The organism is Bacillus cereus group sp. Bce019, from assembly GCF_051781745.1.
Lineage (GTDB): Bacteria > Bacillota > Bacilli > Bacillales > Bacillaceae_G > Bacillus_A > Bacillus_A cereus.
The window spans coordinates 68,868-86,022 of record NZ_JBPWJX010000006.1; the positions used below are offsets into that span (position 1 = coordinate 68,868).

The following is a 17,155-nucleotide window of genomic DNA, read 5'->3' on the forward strand; positions in this document are numbered from 1 at the left end:
TATATTATTCTTCTGCCGAATAAATAAGTTAGAGAAAATTACGGATAAAGTGAAACTTTAATCAGTGGGGGGTTGTTCCTCCCCACTGATTATTAGTTGAACCAATCGGGCTTTTACGGGCAGTTAATCTTCCAACTTCATCCCTGCATTCACTGTATTTTAAGGTGGAGGTTTTACTGCCCGTTAATGCGGGATAAAAATAGCCCGAACCATGCAGGGCATGATTCGGGCTTATATTCAGATTAGTAAGCTAAGCTGAATAGACCTTTAATGTGTGATAAGTAACGAACGTTACTTGCTTCTTTCATTAATGATGCTGGTAAGCCTTTAAGTGGAGTATTGCTTGCTCCAATTGTGGCAACCGCATCTTTACGTCCTAGACTAGCAAGTGTTCCAGAGTTTACAGGTGCGAACTCTTCTAATGCTTTGCCTTCTAGTGCTGCGTATAAGTTGTATCCAATTAACTCACCCATTTGCCAAGCGATTTGTGCAGTTGGTGGGTATGGACGTCCGTCTGGAGCGAAGACAACAGCGCTGTCTCCAGCAACGAATACGTCTTTGTGAGAAGTAGATTGTAGGTATGCATCAACTGTTGCACGTCCACGGTTAACTTCAAGACCTGATTCACCGATTAATGGGTTACCTTGTACGCCGCCTGTCCAAACGAATGTGTTAGCAACAAGTTTTTGACCGTCTTTTAAGTCGATTTCGTTGCCAGCAACGTTTGTTACAGGAAGACCAGTTAAGAATGTAACGCCGCGCGCTTCTAGGCTAGTAGTTGCACGTTCGATTAAGTGGTCTGGTAATACTGGAAGGATTTTTGGACCTGCTTCAACAAGAAGAAGTTTCACTTCTTTTGGATTTACGCCGTGGCTTTTTGCAAGTTTAGGCATAATGTCAGCAAGCTCACCAACTAGCTCAACGCCAGTTAATCCGCCACCACCGATTACGATTGTAGCATCAGCTTCGTTTTTCGTTTTCGCGTATTCACGAATACGGTCTTCAACGTGTTTGTAGATTTTGTTTGCATCAGCAGCAGATTTTAATACCATGCTGTTTTCTTCTAGTCCTGGAATACCGAAGTAAGCAGTTTTACTTCCTAAAGCAACTACAAGTGCATCGTAAGATAAAGTAGTGCCGCCAGCTAGTTTGATTTCTTTGCTATCAACTGAGAATGACTCAACTGTTGCGATTTTAAGATCGATATCTTTACCTTTGAAAAGCTTTGTAAGTGGCATTGCAACTGCTTGCTCAGACACGTTACCAGCTGCAAGGCGGTGTAATTCAGTAATGATTTGGTGTGTTGGGTATTGGTTAATCACTGTAACTTGTGCTTCTGATTTGCTGTAATATTTACGTACGTTTAAAGCAGCAAGAAGACCGCCATAACCAGCGCCTAAGATGACAATTTGTTTTGACATAGTATGATATCCCCCGTCTTTACTAATTGTTGTTATAAGTTAAATTATTTATTGTTACGTTCTGCACTAATTTGAAGATATGCGTTCACAAAGCGGAACATTTTTTGTGCTTGTGGGTCTTTTAATAATTTTAATAGACCGAACAGGCCGATAACTTCGTTGCTTTCGTCAGCACGATCTTTCGCTTCGATTGCAGTAGCAGCCATGCTTTTCACTGTATCTTTTACAGGTTCTACAAGCTCTGTGATTGCACCAACAGTGTCGCTTTTTAATACTTCATCAGTAGCAACAGTTTGAGCGAAGTCATAAGACTTAGTTAAAATGTTAACAAGCTCAGTTAATTTTGGAAGCTGTTCTACTAGTGTTGTTAATGATTCTTGTACCTCAGGTTTTAACAACTGATCAAGTACATCAAGTTGTCCTTGGCTAGCAGAAATTTGTACAGTTTCTTGTTCTGGCTTTGTTTGAGTCATAGTTTCTGGCATCTCCAATTCTCCTTTACGATAGCAATACTCTTATTTTTTATAAGTAAGATAGTAAACGGTTACGAAACTTTATACAAAGTTTCACAAAACACAATAAAATGCCTTTAAATTTATGACAGCAAGTAAGCTGCAAACATAAACCTAAAACCATAATGTCTTACTTATTATTTATGAACTGTCCGATATATGGCTTGTCCGCATAATGGAAAAGCTCCGTTACCGGAAAGTGTATATAATATATATCCTATATTATATACTATATACACCTATGTTAACATAAAAATGATTCCTAATTATTTGATATTGAGTGTATAACGTAGTGCTGACAAGGTATGAAAGCGTATAAAATATTTTGTTTCAGTTAGAAATGTACATATATATATAGAAAAAAAGGAAAAAACGAACAAATTGATGTTCGTTTTTTCCTTTTTCCTATTATTCACCTTCCGCAATTAGCATTGATGTGTTACCTTCTTTTTCAAGGTGGCATTCGCCCCAAGAACAAAGAGAATCAAGAATGGATTCTAAAGACCAACCGTAATCGGTAAGAGAATATTCTACTTTTGGTGGGACTTGATTGTATACTTTTCTTTGAATAACGCCGTCGTTTTCTAACTCACGTAATTGCTGCGTTAACATTTTTTGTGTAATACCAGGCATTGAACGTTTTAATTCACTCGTTCTCTTTGTACCTTTCGTTAAGTGACAAAGAATAACAACTTTCCATTTGCCGCCGATAACTTCTAAAGTCGCCTCTACAGGAATATTGTATTTCTTCATATGAAACCCTCCCTTGTGAGTAAAATAAGTTAAATCATATAAATGTTACTTTTTAGTACCTATAGCACTTTAAAGTACGTACTTTTTATTATGTTAAATATGTTTCATAATAGCACATGTAAGAGGCAAATGAGTAGTACGGTACCAAAAAGTGACTATGTTACTTTTTAGTGCCTATCGTACTTTAAAGTGCGTTCTTCAAAAAAGGAATGAAACCATTCATAATAGCATTTGTAAGTATGAAATATATTTTTTAGAAGATAAAAGGGCCTTTTTATCATACTATTATGATTGGATTTCTTGTAATAAGGAGGAATTCAATTGAGTTCATATACAGTACCATCTTCGGAAGCTCAGACGAGCCGAAGAAGTATGTTTGCTTTATTAGCGCTAGCAATTAGTGCGTTTGGGATTGGTACGACAGAGTTTATTAGTGTCGGTTTACTACCATCTATTTCAAAAGATTTAAATGTTTCGGTTACAACAGCCGGTTTAACGGTTTCCTTATATGCGTTAGGAGCAGCGGTAGGAGCTCCTGTTTTAACAGCGTTAACGGCTAGTATGTCGCGGAAGACATTATTAATGTGGATTATGGTTATTTTCATTATTGGTAATGGCATTGCGGCGGTAGCAACAAGCTTCACTGTATTAATTATCGCAAGAATTGTATCTGCGTTTGCACATGGTGTGTTTATGTCAATTGGATCTACAATTGCAGCTGCAATCGTACCAGAGAATAAACGTGCTAGCGCAATTGCGATTATGTTTACTGGATTAACAGTTGCGACTATTACTGGTGTGCCAATTGGAACATTTATCGGTCAACAATTTGGCTGGAGAGCGTCATTTATGGCGATTGTTGTAATTGGAATTATTGCTTTCATCGCAAACAGTATACTCGTCCCATCTAATTTAAAAAATGGTGTACCTGTATCGTTTCGTGATCAATTTAAATTAATTAAAAATGGAAGACTATTACTTGTTTTCATTATTACTGCACTTGGATACGGCGGTACATTCGTAACATTTACGTATTTATCTCCGTTATTACAAGAAGTAACAGGATTTGAAGCAAGTACTGTTACTATCATTTTATTAGTGTATGGAATCGCAATTGCGATAGGGAATATGGTCGGCGGAAAATTATCGAATCATAATCCGATTCGAGCGCTATTTTACATGTTCTTGATTCAAGCGATTATATTATTTGTTTTAACATTTACAGCGCCATTTAAAGTAGCTGGATTAATCACAATTATTTTCATGGGACTATTCGCATTTATGAATGTTCCGGGGCTACAAGTATATGTAGTTATATTGGCAGAGCGCTTTGTTCCGAGTGCGGTTGATGTTGCTTCAGCAATTAATATTGCCGCATTTAACGGAGGGATCGCTTTAGGTTCTTATATAGGTGGCCTTGTAACGAATTCATTAGGATTAATCCATACTGCTTGGGTAGGTGGCCTTATGGTAGTAGCCGCTGTTATTTTAACAGCGTGGAGCATGACATTAGAAAAAAGAGATCAAGTAAAATAAAAGGAGAGAAAATAAAATGAAAAACTTACAAAGTAAAGCAGTATTAAATAACGGTGTAGAAATGCCTTGGTTCGGTTTAGGTGTATTTAAAGTAGAAGAAGGACCAGAACTTGTAGAAGCTGTAAAATCAGCAATTAAAGCAGGATACCGTAGCATCGATACAGCTGCAATTTACGGAAATGAAAAAGCTGTAGGTGAAGGAATTCGTGCAGGTATTGAAGCGACTGGTATTGCAAGAGAAGAATTATTTATTACTTCAAAAGTATGGAACGCAGATCAAGGGTATGAAACAACAATCGCTGCATACGAAGAGAGTCTAAAAAAATTAGGATTAGATTATTTAGACCTATATCTTGTTCACTGGCCTTCAGAAGGAAAATATAAAGATACATGGAGAGCGCTAGAAACACTTTATAAAGAAAAGCGCGTACGTGCAATTGGTGTAAGTAACTTCCAAATCCATCACTTACAAGATGTAATGAAAGATGCAGAAATTAAACCAATGATTAACCAAGTAGAATACCACCCTCGTTTAACACAAAAAGAACTACAAGCTTTCTGTAAAGAACAAGGTATTCAAATGGAAGCATGGTCACCACTAATGCAAGGTCAATTATTAGATAACGAAACATTACAAGAGATTGCTGAGAAACACGGTAAAACAACAGCGCAAGTTATTTTACGTTGGGACCTTCAAAATGGAGTGATCACAATTCCAAAATCAACGAAAGAACACCGCATTATTGCAAATGCTGATGTATTTAACTTTGAATTAACGAAAGAAGATATGGAAAAAATCGATGCGTTAAATCAAAATCACCGCGTTGGTCCAGATCCTGATAACTTCGATTTCTAAGACTAAGGTAAGAAAAAAGAGTGCGTAAAAAGCACTCTTTTTTTTGTATAAAAATATTTTCTAATTAAATACTACTTAGTATTAAGTTTGTTATTAAGGGGCTGTGAACATGAATATAAAGCAATCGTTCAAACTTTTAGCTATGTTTTTAAGTATTTTATTTGTGTTATTCCCACTTCAAAAAGCATTCGCAGAAGTTATGGACCATACAAAGTATCAAATGGATTGGAGTTATAGTAAGTCTAAGAAGAAACCAATCCGAACAGAGCTTATTAAAACGGCAGATGGAAAAATTGCCTTTTGTTTAAATGTAGATTTGAAATCTCCGAGCGGTCAAGATTTACCGGAAATGGGGAAAGTGGATATTAACGTATACCGTGTATTATTGAATGGATATCCACAAAAGAGTCCACAAGAATTAGGTGTTTCTGATTGGAGAGAAGCGCATTATGCAACGCAGCTTGCAGTGTGGAATGCGTTAAAACAAATCGATGCTAATGATTTAGATTTCCGTAATAAAAATGTAGAAAAGGTAACGAAAGATATCGTTGCAAAAGCAAGCGCTAGTGAAGAACTACAAGAAATTACGATGAGTGTAACTCCTACAGAAGAACAACAAGCAGTATTGAAAAATGATTTCTTTGAAACAGGCTTATATACAGTAGAAACAAATGCAAAAAGTGGAACGTATAAAGTGCAAGCAACAGGTGCACCAGCGGGCGTGAAATTTGCAAATGAAAAAGGCGAAACAAAAACAGAATTTAATGTAGGAGAGAAGTTCCGCATTTTAATTCCGAAACAAACACCAGCTGGTGGATTTAGCTTTAAAGTATCAGGGAATTTAACGAAATTACAAGGGATTGCGCATAAAGGTACACCGACTATTCAAAATGCAGTAGTATTACTTGAGCGTAGTGAAGAAAAAACAAGTCCTGAATTAGCGGTAAGTTGGAAAAAGGCGGAGGCTCCAAATAAGCCATATACTCCAAATGAACCGCATAAACCGAATCAATATAAAAGGTAAGATAAAAAGCATTGGTGTTAACCAATGCTTTTTATCTATGAAATTTAAAGTTATATCGAAATAATCATTTACTATATAAAGCACTGTTTTAATAGTATAAAAACTATTTAAAAATAACAAAATATAATAAAATCTTAACATTACGATCGATAGATTAAATTCACAAAATTGTAACATTGTTCTGATTGGGAAGGCTATCAAACAAAGTGTAAAGCGTGTACAATTCAGTTGGAAAAACTACCTATAGATGGTCATATATGAAGAAAATGTAAGATTCTATTGCTATTTTTATTTTTAGATGTATAGATGACAATACTAAAGTATATCTTTTACTATTCTCTTTTTATGTACGAAGAGAACTCATCACAAATAGAGAGAAGTGAGGAGGGCATATTACATAAAAATTTTACAATGTAAGAAAGCGAATACATGGAGGGAAATGCGGTAGTAATTGATACAGGTGCGCGAGGTGTTAGTCTATTCATTAAATGTTTTTATAAAAATAATAGGATTTTTTATTAAATGGATATATAGGATAGTTTCTCTAAATAAAGGAACAGGGGGACACAGATTATGTCGAAGAAAAAGACGAGTAGGGTATTAGTAGCTGGTATATGTATATCTACATTATTATCACCAGTAGCTTTCGAAGCATCGAAAGGATATGCCGCACCTTTGGAAGAGAATAAGGGCGGGAGTTTAGAAGAGGTTCAAGAGAATAAGTTTGAGCAAAGGGTATTTCAGTTGCCGGGGAAAGGAAATGTGGAAGAAGAGAGAGAACGCTTAAAACAGAAATGGAATTTATCTGCTAATGAACCAACTGGAATTTATGCAAAACCTAATGAAGAAATTGCGATTGAAATACAAGGGAAAGAGTCTATTAAAGCTTTTATCGGAACGAGATCTTATGATGTAGAAGGTTTTAAAGAGTTTGATTTGAAACCAGGTAAAAATGTAATTAAGTCCTCTAATGGCGGAATCTTATATTTTTATAATTTAAATGATAGCGGCGAGGTAACTGCAAAAGTTGAAAAAGGTGGTAGTCATTTCCCATTATTTATACTAGGGAAACATACGAAAAAAGATTGGGATGAAATGCTGAAAAAGTACAAAGATCCTTACGCAGTAGAATTAAGGGGAGAAAGGAGTTTAGTTACTGCGAGTTATGATGCTGTGAAAAATCATATGGGAGATACAGACCCAGTAGAGTTAATGAAATTGCATGATAAGATTATTAGAATGGAGAACGCAGTGGCAGGTCTATCTGAAGATGGCATTGGAGTTGCAAAGTCTCCAAGCCATTATGTGCAGTTTGTTGAAAAAAGAATCCCGAAAGGAAACGATCACATGTTTGCTGAGCACTATCATACTGGTTATGTCCCAGATGCTATGGATAAAGTGCTGAATACAGAAGAACTTACAAAGAATGGGTGGGGACCGTGGCATGAAGTTGGTCACTTGCATCAGCAGGCACCTTGGCAGTGGACAGGTATGGGAGAAACTACAGTTAACATTTATAGTCTAGCTGTGCAAACGGCTCTTGGAAATAAATCAAGAATGGAAATAGATGGACGTTATGAAAAGGCGTTTGCATATTTGAATCAACCAGATGAGAAAAAAGATTTTGATAAATCAGACCCAGTTATTATGTTCTGGCAGTTACAGTTAGTTTATGGAGATCAGTTTTATCCAAGGCTTCATCAAATGTATAGAGTGCTATCAGATAAAGAGTTTCCTGTGTTAGAAATTGATGGAACTATTTCAGATAGAGAGAAAAAACAAACGTTTATATATATGGCTTCAAAAGCGGCAGGGCAAAATTTAATTTCTTACTTTGCAAGATGGGGATTACATGCAGAGGCGGATACGGTAGAAAAAGTAAATAAACTACAATTACCTGAACCGAAAAATGAAATATGGTTATCGAGAGATAGTAATCCGATTCGTGAAAAACAAGTTGAAGCGTACAAAGTTCCTTATGGTGAAGCTGTTAATATAGTGCCAGATATTTTAATAGGTACAGAATTTGATGAGAAAAAGGCAAGTGAACTTGTAACAAATCTAGGGGAAAGTGTAAAAACGACAGGGAAAATAGTATGGCCTAAACAAGAAAACGGAAAACAAACAGTGAATGTAGAAATTGTAGATGCAGAAGGAAATGTAAATGCAATTCCTGTATCGGTTAACGTTGTGTATGGGGATAGTATGGCATTTAAAACATATTGGAATACCAACGCTGTGTTAACGTTACGTCATGAGGATAAGAAATTTAATACGACATTAGTAAGGAACATATTGAATCATAATTATCGAGATCAAAAATATATAAGTGTTACAATCTACGATGCAAACGGAAATGAAAAGAAGAGTGTTTCTGCAGAAGGGCATCAAGGATTAAAGAATTTTGTGACAGAGTTAGATGGAATGTCATTTGAGTATGGAGACATTGTTAAGGTATACCATATCCAGCCTCAATATTTGGAATGGTATGATGACAATAAACGTGTAGACCAAGGCGAAGCTAAAAACAAAAAAGAAAAATTATTTAAAATTACCCCGCAAGGATATGAATTAATCGATGGTTTACAAGAAGTCACAGCAGTACCACAAAAAGTAGTAGTCGGAACAGACGCTGAAAAATTAGAAGCGAAAAACTTTGTTCAGGTGAAAGATGGAGAAGTAGTTGGATTTGTAGAAAAACCGGATACAACAAAGATTGGCGAACAAAAAGTAAAAGTAGAAACGAAAGATCGCTTTGGGAATAAGAAAGTGACAGAAGTGCCATTGGAAGTAATTTATGGTGATAGTTTAGTCTTCCAAGGTGATGGTAATAATACGCGTTCTGTCGTAACTACGGATCATAATGCGAAAAAGTTACAGGCAACATTTACGGATTCTAAAGTTCATTATCGTTTTGAGAATGAAAAATATATGGGAATCACGCTATACGATCAAAATGGAAATGAAAAGAAAGTCATTTCGGTAGAAGGGCAAGAGAGTTCGAAAAACTTTGCAGAACAGTTAAATGGTGTAGACTTCGCATATGGTGATGTTATTAAGGTATATCATGCAGAATCAGATCGATTGAAGTGGTATCAAAAGAATGAGTTTATAAGTAACGGTAAAGGGAAACAAGAGTTGTACTTTAAATTAACAGAAAAAGGTTTCGAGAGAATCGAAGCGCAGCAAGAAGTCACAGCAGTACCACAAAAAGTAGTAATCGGAACAAACGCTGATAAATTAGATGCAAAAAACTTTGTTCAAGTAAAAGACGGAGAAGTAATTGGTTTTGTAGAAAAACCGAATACAACAAAAATTGGTGAACAAAAAGTAAAAGTAGAAACGAAAGATCGCTTTGGGAATAAGAAATTGACAGAAGTACCAGTAGAAGTAACATATGGAGATAGCATTGTATATCAAGGGCTTAGTAATGTTGTTCGTTCTATTGTAACGTTAAATCATGATGATAAGAAACTACATGTAACGTCTACAAATGAAAAAATTCATAGTTACTTTAACAATGAATTATATATGGGAATTACGTTATATGATCAAAACGGAACTGAGAAAAAGCATGTAACAGCAGAAGGGCAAGAGACTTCAAAGAATTTTGCAGAACAAGTAAATGGTATGATGTTCGAGTATGGTGATGTAGTAAAAGTGTATCATGCTGAATCAGATCGTTTAAGCTGGTACAAAAATAGTGAGTTCGTTGGAAAAGGAGATAAGAAAAAGTTTAAAGAAATTTCCTTTAAGATTACTCCAAATGGTTTAGAACAAGTGTAATAATAAAAAAATCTCGTAAAACATTATGTTTTACGAGATTTTTTTATTATTCAGCTTCAGAAACAACTGTGAAGCGTTCGTTTACATGTTTTGGGTTTTCAATTTCATCAAGTGCTGCAACTGCGAAGTCTTCGTAACTTACGTAGCTATCACCTTTTGCGTTCACAAGAAGGTTGTCTTTACCAGTTTTATAAGAACCAGTACGTTTTCCTAATGCGAATAGTGCAGAAGGGCTGATGAATGTCCAAGTGATATCATTTGTTTGTTGTAAGATTTCTAAGTTTTCACCTTGGTTTTGAGCTGTTGCAAGGTATTCTTTTGGGAAACCTGGTGTCTCAAATACACGTGTTGTTTTCTCTTCGTCTACAAATAAGCTTCCAGCGCCTCCAACTACAAGTAATTTTGTATTTGGTGCACCTTTCATAGCTTCAATAAGTACGTTTCCTGCATCTACGTGAAGGTGTTCTTCGCCTGCTGGAGCACCGAATGCATTTACAACTACGTCAAATGCCTGCAGGTCGTTAGATGTAAGAGAGAATACATCTTTCTCTAAAACTTTTACATTGTCTTCTGTAATTTTTGCAGCGTTTCTTACGATTGCAGTTACTTCATGTCCGCGATCTAATGCTTCTTTTAAAATACGACTTCCTGCTTTACCAGTTGCTCCGATAATTCCGATTTTCATAATAAATCCCTCCAAAGTGTTTTGTTAAAGTGTATATCTGAAAGTGAATGAATGTATTGTAATTAGGTTTGTTACAACCCGTTGTAATAATTATAGTTACAGGTTGTTATTTTTGTCAATGGGGTTGTTTGTGAATTTATTTTTTGTTTTAGTATGCACAGTTAGAGGGAGGGCAGTCATAAAGATATTGTTACTGCGAGCCTGGCTAATATTTGGAAATTGCAAATTGTCGAAAAATGTTGATTTTTGAATGTTTTTTAAATATAATTCGTTTTATGGAGAAAAGGAGGGGTTAATTGTATGAATATTTTAGAGCAATTTGTTTCATCAACGAATACAATTCTTTGGTCATATATTCTTATTGCGATGTTAATTGGTTTAGGTCTTTATTTTTCTATTAAATTGAAATTCGTACAAATTACTCATTTAGGGGAAATGGTTCGACTAATGAGTGATGGATTAACTGGAAAGACGCGTAAAAAAGGTAGTGTATCTTCTTTCCAAGCGTTTTGTATGAGTTCAGCAGCTCGTATTGGTATCGGTAACTTAGCTGGTGTAGCGTTAGCTATATCTATGGGAGGACCTGGCGCGGTATTTTGGATGTGGGTTATTGCGATTATCGGGGCTTCTTCAAGTTTTGTAGAAAGTACGCTGGCCCAAATTTATAAAATAAAAGATGGTAGTGGCTTCCGTGGTGGTCCTGCTTATTATATGGAAAAAGGTTTAAATAAACGTTGGATGGGAATTTGGTTTTCTATCCTTATTACAATTAGTTACGGTTTAATTTTTAACTCAGTACAAGCGAATACAGTAACATTAGCATTTGAAAATGCATTTGGTTTAGAGCGTTATATTGTTGGTATTGTATTAGCTGCATTAGTTGCGGTTATTATTTTTGGTGGTGTAAAAAGTATTGCACGTATGTCGGAAATGATTGTTCCGCCAATGGCGCTTATTTATATTGCGGTAGCTATTTTTGTTGTTATTAAAAACTTCTATTTAATACCAGATGTGTTTACGGAAATCTTTAAAGGTGCATTCGGTTTAGATTCAGCTGTAGGTGGCGGTATCGGTGCTGCGATGAAATACGGTATTCAGCGCGGATTATTTGCAAACGAAGCAGGTATGGGGAGTGCTCCGAATGCGGCAGCAACAGCTGATGTAACGCATCCAGCAAAACAAGGTTTTATTCAAACAATTGGCGTATTAGTAGATACATTCTTAGTATGTACATCAACAGCATTTATCGTACTATGTTCTGGTGCATATAAAGCAACGAATTTAGAAGGTATTGAGTTAACGCAAAATGCATTAAGCTCACAAATTGGCCCATGGGCGAGCAGTTTCTTAGCGATTATTATTTTCTTATTCGCTTTCAGTTCACTTCTAGGAAACTACTATTATGGTGAAACGAATATTGAATTTATTAAGCAAAGTAAAACGTGGTTAACGATTTACCGTATTGCGGTAGTTGGAATGGTATTATTCGGTTCTGTTGCGACGCTTCAAGTTGTATGGAATATGGCAGACTTATTTATGGGTCTAATGGTAATCACGAACTTAATTGCCATTACACTTCTTGGTCGATTTGCGTATGCGGCATTGGCAGACTATGTAAGGCAAAAGAAACAAGGAAAAGATCCAGTCTTCAGTGCAGATTCTATTCCTGGTTTAACGAATACAGAGTGTTGGGATAAGTCAGCGGTAACGAATAAAGAAAAAGCAGTGTAAATGAAAAGGCGAGCATCGAGGTGAATTCGATGCTCGCCTTTTTTGTTGTAGTAAATGATGAAAAGGGTGAGGGGTAATTATTAATATAATTTTTGTTTGTTCATTTCTCATGTTATTTGTAGGGGACCTCCTGTCTTAAAGCTATGACTGGTCGCATAGGATGAGTGATTTAGTATTGGATAAATGCGCGTACTAGTTATAATTTCACGTAAAAAACACTTATGTTAAATGAGTTAACTTACTCATGTTAGAAAACCTAACATAAAGTTCTTGATTACTAAGAGTTTTTAGAATATAATTTTCTTATTGTTAGGAAGAGGGGGCAATGCAATTATGGATTTTTTAGCTAAGGTAATTGGGGATGTGAATAATGTCCTTTGGTCATATATCATTATTGCGATGTTAATTGGGTTAGGACTCTATTTTTCATTTCGTGTGAAATTTGTCCAAGTTCGTTACTTCGGTGAAATGATTCGATTGCTTGGGGATGGGGCAAGCTCGAAAACGAGGAAGGCGCAAAAAGAGAAGAGCGGTGTATCTTCATTCCAAGCATTTTGTATGAGTACAGCTTCTCGAGTAGGTACTGGTAACTTAGCTGGTGTAGCTATTGCAATTTCAGCAGGTGGACCAGGAGCGGTATTTTGGATGTGGTTAATCGCGGTAATTGGGGGTGCTTCTGCATTTGTAGAGAGCACATTAGCGCAAATTTATAAAGTGAAAGATGGGAATACGTTCCGTGGTGGTCCAGCGTATTATATGGAAAAGGGTTTAAATAAACGCTGGCTTGGGGCTATTTTCTCTGTATTAATAACAGTAAGTTTCGGATTGATTTTTAACGCTGTGCAATCTAATACTGTAGCAGCTGCTTTTGATGGAGCATTCAAAACAGATAGTAGATTAGTAGGTCTTGTAATGGCTGGTTTACTTGCAGTTATTATTTTCGGCGGAGTAAAACGAATTGCTCGCGCGGTTGAAATGATTGTTCCAGTAATGGCGATCATTTATGTAGCAGTGGCATTATTCGTTGTTGTAACAAACATTACGTCAATTCCATATGTATTTAAGGAAATTTTCTTACATGCTTTCGGAATTAAAGAAGTAGTAGGCGGAGGATTAGGAGCTGCGATTTTATTAGGGGTAAAACGCGGATTATTCTCAAATGAAGCAGGTATGGGTAGTGCGCCGAACGCAGCAGCGACTGCAAACGTAACGCACCCAGTTAAACAAGGTTTCATCCAAACCTTAGGGGTATTTACTGATACATTATTAATTTGTAGTTGTACAGCATTTATTATTCTTTTATCAGATGTGCATAATGCAGCTGATTTAAATGGAATTCAATTAACGCAGCAGGCGTTAAGTCAACATATCGGTCCATGGGCTTCTATATTTGTAGCAGTTGCGATCTTCTTGTTTGCATTTAGTTCATTAGTAGGAAACTACTACTATGGTGAAACGAATATTGAGTTCTTAAATGGAAGTAAAGTGCTATTAAATGCATATCGCATTGCTGTACTTGGTATGGTTATGTTAGGTTCTGTAGCAACAATTCAAATCGTTTGGGATTTAGCAGATTTATTTATGGGAATTATGGCTGTTATTAACTTAGTTGCAATCGTATTCCTTTCTAAGTACGCTTTCGCAGCGTTATCAGACTATATTAAGCAGAAGAAACAAGGAAAAGATCCAGTCTTCTACGCAAGTTCTATTCCAGGTCTGAAAAATACAGAGTGCTGGGAAGAGCAAGTAGCTGATAAAGAAAAAGCAGTATAATGAGGTGAGCATCAAGTGAAACTTGATGCTCATTTTTTTGTTTTATCCAGTTATTTATTAGAAGTAAAAGACGAACATTAATGGTCGTTTCATAATAAAATGTAATTTTTTTATGAAAAGTGCGGATATGAATTGTGATTTATGTTAGAATGGAAAATGCCTTTGAAATAAGAGGTTTTATGATTTTTCCTATCTGATAGAAGGTTTTGGAGGAGAAATGGAAAGTTCGGATTATTTCTTGTTTCGAATGGTCAGACGTTAAACGTTAATGAAGAGTTAAATGGAGGATTTTATTAATGAAGTTTGTTATGTTCCTTGTAGGATTACTTGTTGTATTTGTACTCGGTTTTCTTATAAGTGCCGATCGAAAGAAGATTAAGTATAAACCAATCGCAATTATGCTTATTATTCAGCTAGTATTATCTTATTTCTTATTAAATACGCAAGTTGGTTATATTTTAGTAAAAGGAATTTCAGATGGATTTGGCGCACTTCTTGGATATGCGGAAGCTGGAATCGTTTTCGTATTTGGTGGTCTTGTTAATAAAGGAGAGGTTTCATTCTTCTTAACAGCGTTATTACCAATCGTATTCTTTGCCGTTTTAATCGGAATTCTGCAACACTTTAAAATTTTACCTGTATTTATTCGTGCTATTGGTACGTTGTTAAGTAAAGTAAATGGTCTAGGGAAACTGGAATCATATAACGCAGTAGCAGCTGCCATTGTTGGACAAGCAGAAGTATTTATTACAGTAAAAGATCAATTAAGTAAAATCCCAAAACATCGTTTATATACATTATGTGCATCTTCTATGTCGACAGTGTCGATGTCAATCGTTGGTTCTTATATGAAAATGATCGAACCGAAATATGTAGTAACAGCACTTGTATTAAATTTATTTAGTGGTTTCATTATCATTCATATTATTAACCCGTACGATATTACAGAAGAAGAAGATACACTGAAATTAGAAAATAAGAAAAAACAATCATTTTTTGAAATGCTGAGCGAGTACATTATGCTTGGTTTCACGATTGCGATTACAGTAGCAGCTATGTTACTTGGTTTCGTAGCATTAATTACAGCAATTAATAGCTTATTTGATTCAATGTTCGGTATTACATTCCAAGCTATTTTAGGATATATTTTCTCCCCATTAGCATTCGTAATGGGTATCCCGCAAGCCGAGATGGTAACAGCGGGACAAATTATGGCAACGAAATTAGTATCAAACGAATTTGTTGCGATGCTTGATCTTGGAAAAGTAGCTGGTGATTTATCAGCTCGTACAGTTGGTATCCTTTCTGTATTCCTTGTATCATTTGCGAACTTCTCATCAATCGGAATTATCGCAGGTGCAACGAAAGGTATCGATGAAAATCAATCAAATGTAGTATCATCATTCGGTCTACGCCTTGTGTACGGTGCGACATTAGTAAGTATTCTATCAGCGATTATCGTTGGTGTTATGTTATAAAGTGAAACTTTAATCAGTGGGGTGGATTTATCCTCCGCTCATTATTAACCCTCACCAATCGGGGGAAAAAAGGATGGTCCTAGCTCATAGCTAGGGCTATTTTTATGGTAAATTTGCATGAAAAAACCAATTAATTAGGAATATATTAACATATAAAAATCTTTTAAAATTTATATTGCATTTCATCTAGATAACGCTTACAATTTGATTTGTGGGTGGTATCAATTTCAGACTTTCAATTATGGTAGGAGAGAAGAAGCTACCTTTTATAAATTGCAATTTATGTAAACGCTTACTGATTTTAGATGACAGTTGAATAGTTTTAGGGGTTTTAAATTTTTTTAACAACAATGGTCAGACGTCATTCGTTATACGTTATACGACCAATAACTCGTGGGAGAAGTGGAGGATTCACATATGAAGTTCGTAATGTTTCTAGTCGGTTTACTTGTAGTGTTTGTACTAGGTTTCCTTATCAGTTCAGATCGTAAGAAAATTAAATATAAACCAATTGCACTTATGCTTGTCATTCAATTGGTACTTGCGTATTTCTTACTAAATACAAAGGTCGGATTTGTATTAGTAAAAGGGATCGCGGATGGATTTGGCGCTATTTTAAAATTTGCGGAAGCTGGGGTTAATTTCGTATTTGGTGGTCTAGCAAACGATGGACAAGCACCATTCTTCTTAACAGTATTATTACCGATTATTTTCTTAGCAGTATTAATCGGGATTCTGCAACATATTAAAGTTTTACCGATTATCATTCGTGCAGTCGGTTTCCTATTAAGTAAAGTTAACGGTTTAGGAAAACTAGAATCATATAATGCGGTAGCAGCTGCAATCGTTGGTCAAGGGGAAGTATTCATTACAGTAAAAGATCAACTAAGCAAATTACCGAAAAATCGTTTATACACACTTTGTGCATCTTCAATGTCTACAGTATCGATGTCAATCGTCGGTTCTTATATGAAAATGATTGATCCAAAATATGTAGTAACAGCACTTGTATTAAACTTATTCAGTGGATTCATTATCGTTCATATCATTAATCCATATGAAGTAAAAGAAGAAGACGATATTTTAGAATTACAAGAAGACAAGAAACAAACATTCTTTGAAATGTTAGGCGAATATATTATGCTTGGTTTCTCAATCGCTGTAACAGTAGCGGCGATGTTAATCGGTTTTGTAGCATTAATTACTGCAATTAACGGTGTATTTGATTCAATTTTCGGAATCACATTCCAAAGCATTTTAGGATACATCTTCTCACCATTAGCATTCGTAATGGGTATTCCAACATCAGAGATGCTAACAGCAGGACAAATTATGGCAACGAAATTAGTAACAAACGAATTCGTTGCAATGCTTGACCTTGGAAAAGTAGCTGGCGATTTATCAGCTCGTACAGTAGGTATTTTATCTATCTTCCTTGTATCATTTGCGAACTTCTCATCTATCGGAATTATCGCAGGTGCAACGAAGAGTATCGATGGCAAACAAGCAAACGTTGTATCATCATTCGGTTTAAAACTTGTATACGGTGCAACATTAGTAAGTATATTATCAGCGATTATCGTTGGGGTTATGCTTTAAG

Annotated in this window: 12 protein-coding genes; 8 read left to right on the top strand and 4 right to left on the bottom strand. The window is 35.7% G+C overall.

Features of this window, described 5'->3' with window-relative positions; translation table 11 throughout:
* Positions 1-242: 242 nt before the first annotated feature.
* The 3 genes from ACS2QP_RS11490 to ACS2QP_RS11500 form a co-directional block, all read right to left on the bottom strand.
* Entirely contained in the window at positions 243-1,421 is a 1,179-nt protein-coding gene (locus ACS2QP_RS11490) for an NAD(P)/FAD-dependent oxidoreductase (protein WP_000043203.1), read from the bottom strand.
* A 44-nt stretch (positions 1,422-1,465) separates the two neighbouring features.
* On the bottom strand, positions 1,466-1,906 hold the full coding sequence (locus tag ACS2QP_RS11495; protein ID WP_001115309.1) for a DUF1641 domain-containing protein: 441 nt from the start codon (positions 1,904-1,906) through the stop codon (positions 1,466-1,468).
* A gap of 435 nt (positions 1,907-2,341) precedes the next feature.
* The gene (locus tag ACS2QP_RS11500) at positions 2,342-2,686 is read right to left on the bottom strand and encodes a winged helix-turn-helix transcriptional regulator (RefSeq protein WP_097945738.1); all 345 of its coding nucleotides are present in this window, start codon (positions 2,684-2,686) and stop codon (positions 2,342-2,344) included.
* A 372-nt stretch (positions 2,687-3,058) separates the two neighbouring features.
* Here ACS2QP_RS11500 and ACS2QP_RS11505 point away from each other — a divergent pair, with 372 nt between their 5' ends.
* From ACS2QP_RS11505 to ACS2QP_RS11520, 4 genes are all read left to right on the top strand, one after another.
* The gene (locus ACS2QP_RS11505; RefSeq protein ID WP_002026553.1) at positions 3,059-4,222 is read left to right on the top strand and encodes an MFS transporter; all 1,164 of its coding nucleotides are present in this window, start codon (positions 3,059-3,061) and stop codon (positions 4,220-4,222) included.
* 16 nt (positions 4,223-4,238) lie between these two features.
* Positions 4,239-5,078, top strand: a complete 840-nt coding sequence (locus tag ACS2QP_RS11510; RefSeq protein WP_000793532.1) for an aldo/keto reductase — start codon at positions 4,239-4,241, stop codon at positions 5,076-5,078.
* A 109-nt stretch (positions 5,079-5,187) separates the two neighbouring features.
* On the top strand, positions 5,188-6,102 hold the full coding sequence (locus tag ACS2QP_RS11515) for a thioester domain-containing protein (RefSeq protein ID WP_438882439.1): 915 nt from the start codon (positions 5,188-5,190) through the stop codon (positions 6,100-6,102).
* Between the two features lie 573 nt (positions 6,103-6,675).
* Positions 6,676-9,888 (top strand): putative mucin/carbohydrate-binding domain-containing protein, encoded by a 3,213-nt coding sequence (locus ACS2QP_RS11520; RefSeq protein ID WP_438882440.1) that lies wholly within the window; start codon positions 6,676-6,678, stop codon positions 9,886-9,888.
* A gap of 46 nt (positions 9,889-9,934) precedes the next feature.
* Here the strand turns inward: ACS2QP_RS11520 and ACS2QP_RS11525 are convergent, their stop codons facing one another.
* Positions 9,935-10,573, bottom strand: coding sequence for an NAD(P)-dependent oxidoreductase (locus tag ACS2QP_RS11525; protein ID WP_000689879.1), 639 nt, complete (start codon positions 10,571-10,573; stop codon positions 9,935-9,937).
* A gap of 300 nt (positions 10,574-10,873) precedes the next feature.
* On the opposite strand from ACS2QP_RS11525, the gene ACS2QP_RS11530 reads away from it, so the two are divergent.
* The 4 genes from ACS2QP_RS11530 to ACS2QP_RS11545 all read left to right on the top strand — a co-directional run bounded on the left by ACS2QP_RS11530 (position 10,874) and on the right by ACS2QP_RS11545 (position 17,154).
* Positions 10,874-12,304 carry an alanine/glycine:cation symporter family protein gene (locus ACS2QP_RS11530; protein WP_438882441.1) on the top strand — a complete coding sequence of 477 codons (1,431 nt, stop codon included), beginning with the start codon at positions 10,874-10,876 and terminating at the stop codon, positions 12,302-12,304.
* A 333-nt stretch (positions 12,305-12,637) separates the two neighbouring features.
* Positions 12,638-14,077: an alanine/glycine:cation symporter family protein gene (locus tag ACS2QP_RS11535; RefSeq protein WP_438882442.1), complete on the top strand. Its 1,440-nt coding sequence runs from the start codon at positions 12,638-12,640 to the stop codon at positions 14,075-14,077.
* Positions 14,078-14,373: 296 nt separating this feature from the next.
* Positions 14,374-15,555, top strand: a complete 1,182-nt coding sequence (locus ACS2QP_RS11540) for a NupC/NupG family nucleoside CNT transporter (protein ID WP_088350862.1) — start codon at positions 14,374-14,376, stop codon at positions 15,553-15,555.
* A gap of 417 nt (positions 15,556-15,972) precedes the next feature.
* Entirely contained in the window at positions 15,973-17,154 is a 1,182-nt protein-coding gene (locus ACS2QP_RS11545; RefSeq protein WP_438882443.1) for a NupC/NupG family nucleoside CNT transporter, read from the top strand.
* Position 17,155 lies beyond the last annotated feature (1 nt).

What these genes read in the sequence shown, in the direction of transcription:
- ACS2QP_RS11490 (WP_000043203.1), bottom strand. Translation starts at nt 1,421, where the DNA reads ATGTCAAAACAAATTGTCATCTTAGGCGCTGGTTATGGCGGTCTTCTT.
- ACS2QP_RS11495 (WP_001115309.1), bottom strand. Translation starts at nt 1,906, where the DNA reads ATGCCAGAAACTATGACTCAAACAAAGCCAGAACAAGAAACTGTACAA.
- ACS2QP_RS11500 (WP_097945738.1), bottom strand. Translation starts at nt 2,686, where the DNA reads ATGAAGAAATACAATATTCCTGTAGAGGCGACTTTAGAAGTTATCGGC.
- ACS2QP_RS11505 (WP_002026553.1), top strand. Translation starts at nt 3,059, where the DNA reads ATGTTTGCTTTATTAGCGCTAGCAATTAGTGCGTTTGGGATTGGTACG.
- ACS2QP_RS11510 (WP_000793532.1), top strand. Translation starts at nt 4,239, where the DNA reads ATGAAAAACTTACAAAGTAAAGCAGTATTAAATAACGGTGTAGAAATG.
- ACS2QP_RS11515 (WP_438882439.1), top strand. Translation starts at nt 5,188, where the DNA reads ATGAATATAAAGCAATCGTTCAAACTTTTAGCTATGTTTTTAAGTATT.
- ACS2QP_RS11520 (WP_438882440.1), top strand. Translation starts at nt 6,676, where the DNA reads ATGTCGAAGAAAAAGACGAGTAGGGTATTAGTAGCTGGTATATGTATA.
- ACS2QP_RS11525 (WP_000689879.1), bottom strand. Translation starts at nt 10,573, where the DNA reads ATGAAAATCGGAATTATCGGAGCAACTGGTAAAGCAGGAAGTCGTATT.
- ACS2QP_RS11530 (WP_438882441.1), top strand. Translation starts at nt 10,874, where the DNA reads ATGAATATTTTAGAGCAATTTGTTTCATCAACGAATACAATTCTTTGG.
- ACS2QP_RS11535 (WP_438882442.1), top strand. Translation starts at nt 12,638, where the DNA reads ATGGATTTTTTAGCTAAGGTAATTGGGGATGTGAATAATGTCCTTTGG.
- ACS2QP_RS11540 (WP_088350862.1), top strand. Translation starts at nt 14,374, where the DNA reads ATGAAGTTTGTTATGTTCCTTGTAGGATTACTTGTTGTATTTGTACTC.
- ACS2QP_RS11545 (WP_438882443.1), top strand. Translation starts at nt 15,973, where the DNA reads ATGAAGTTCGTAATGTTTCTAGTCGGTTTACTTGTAGTGTTTGTACTA.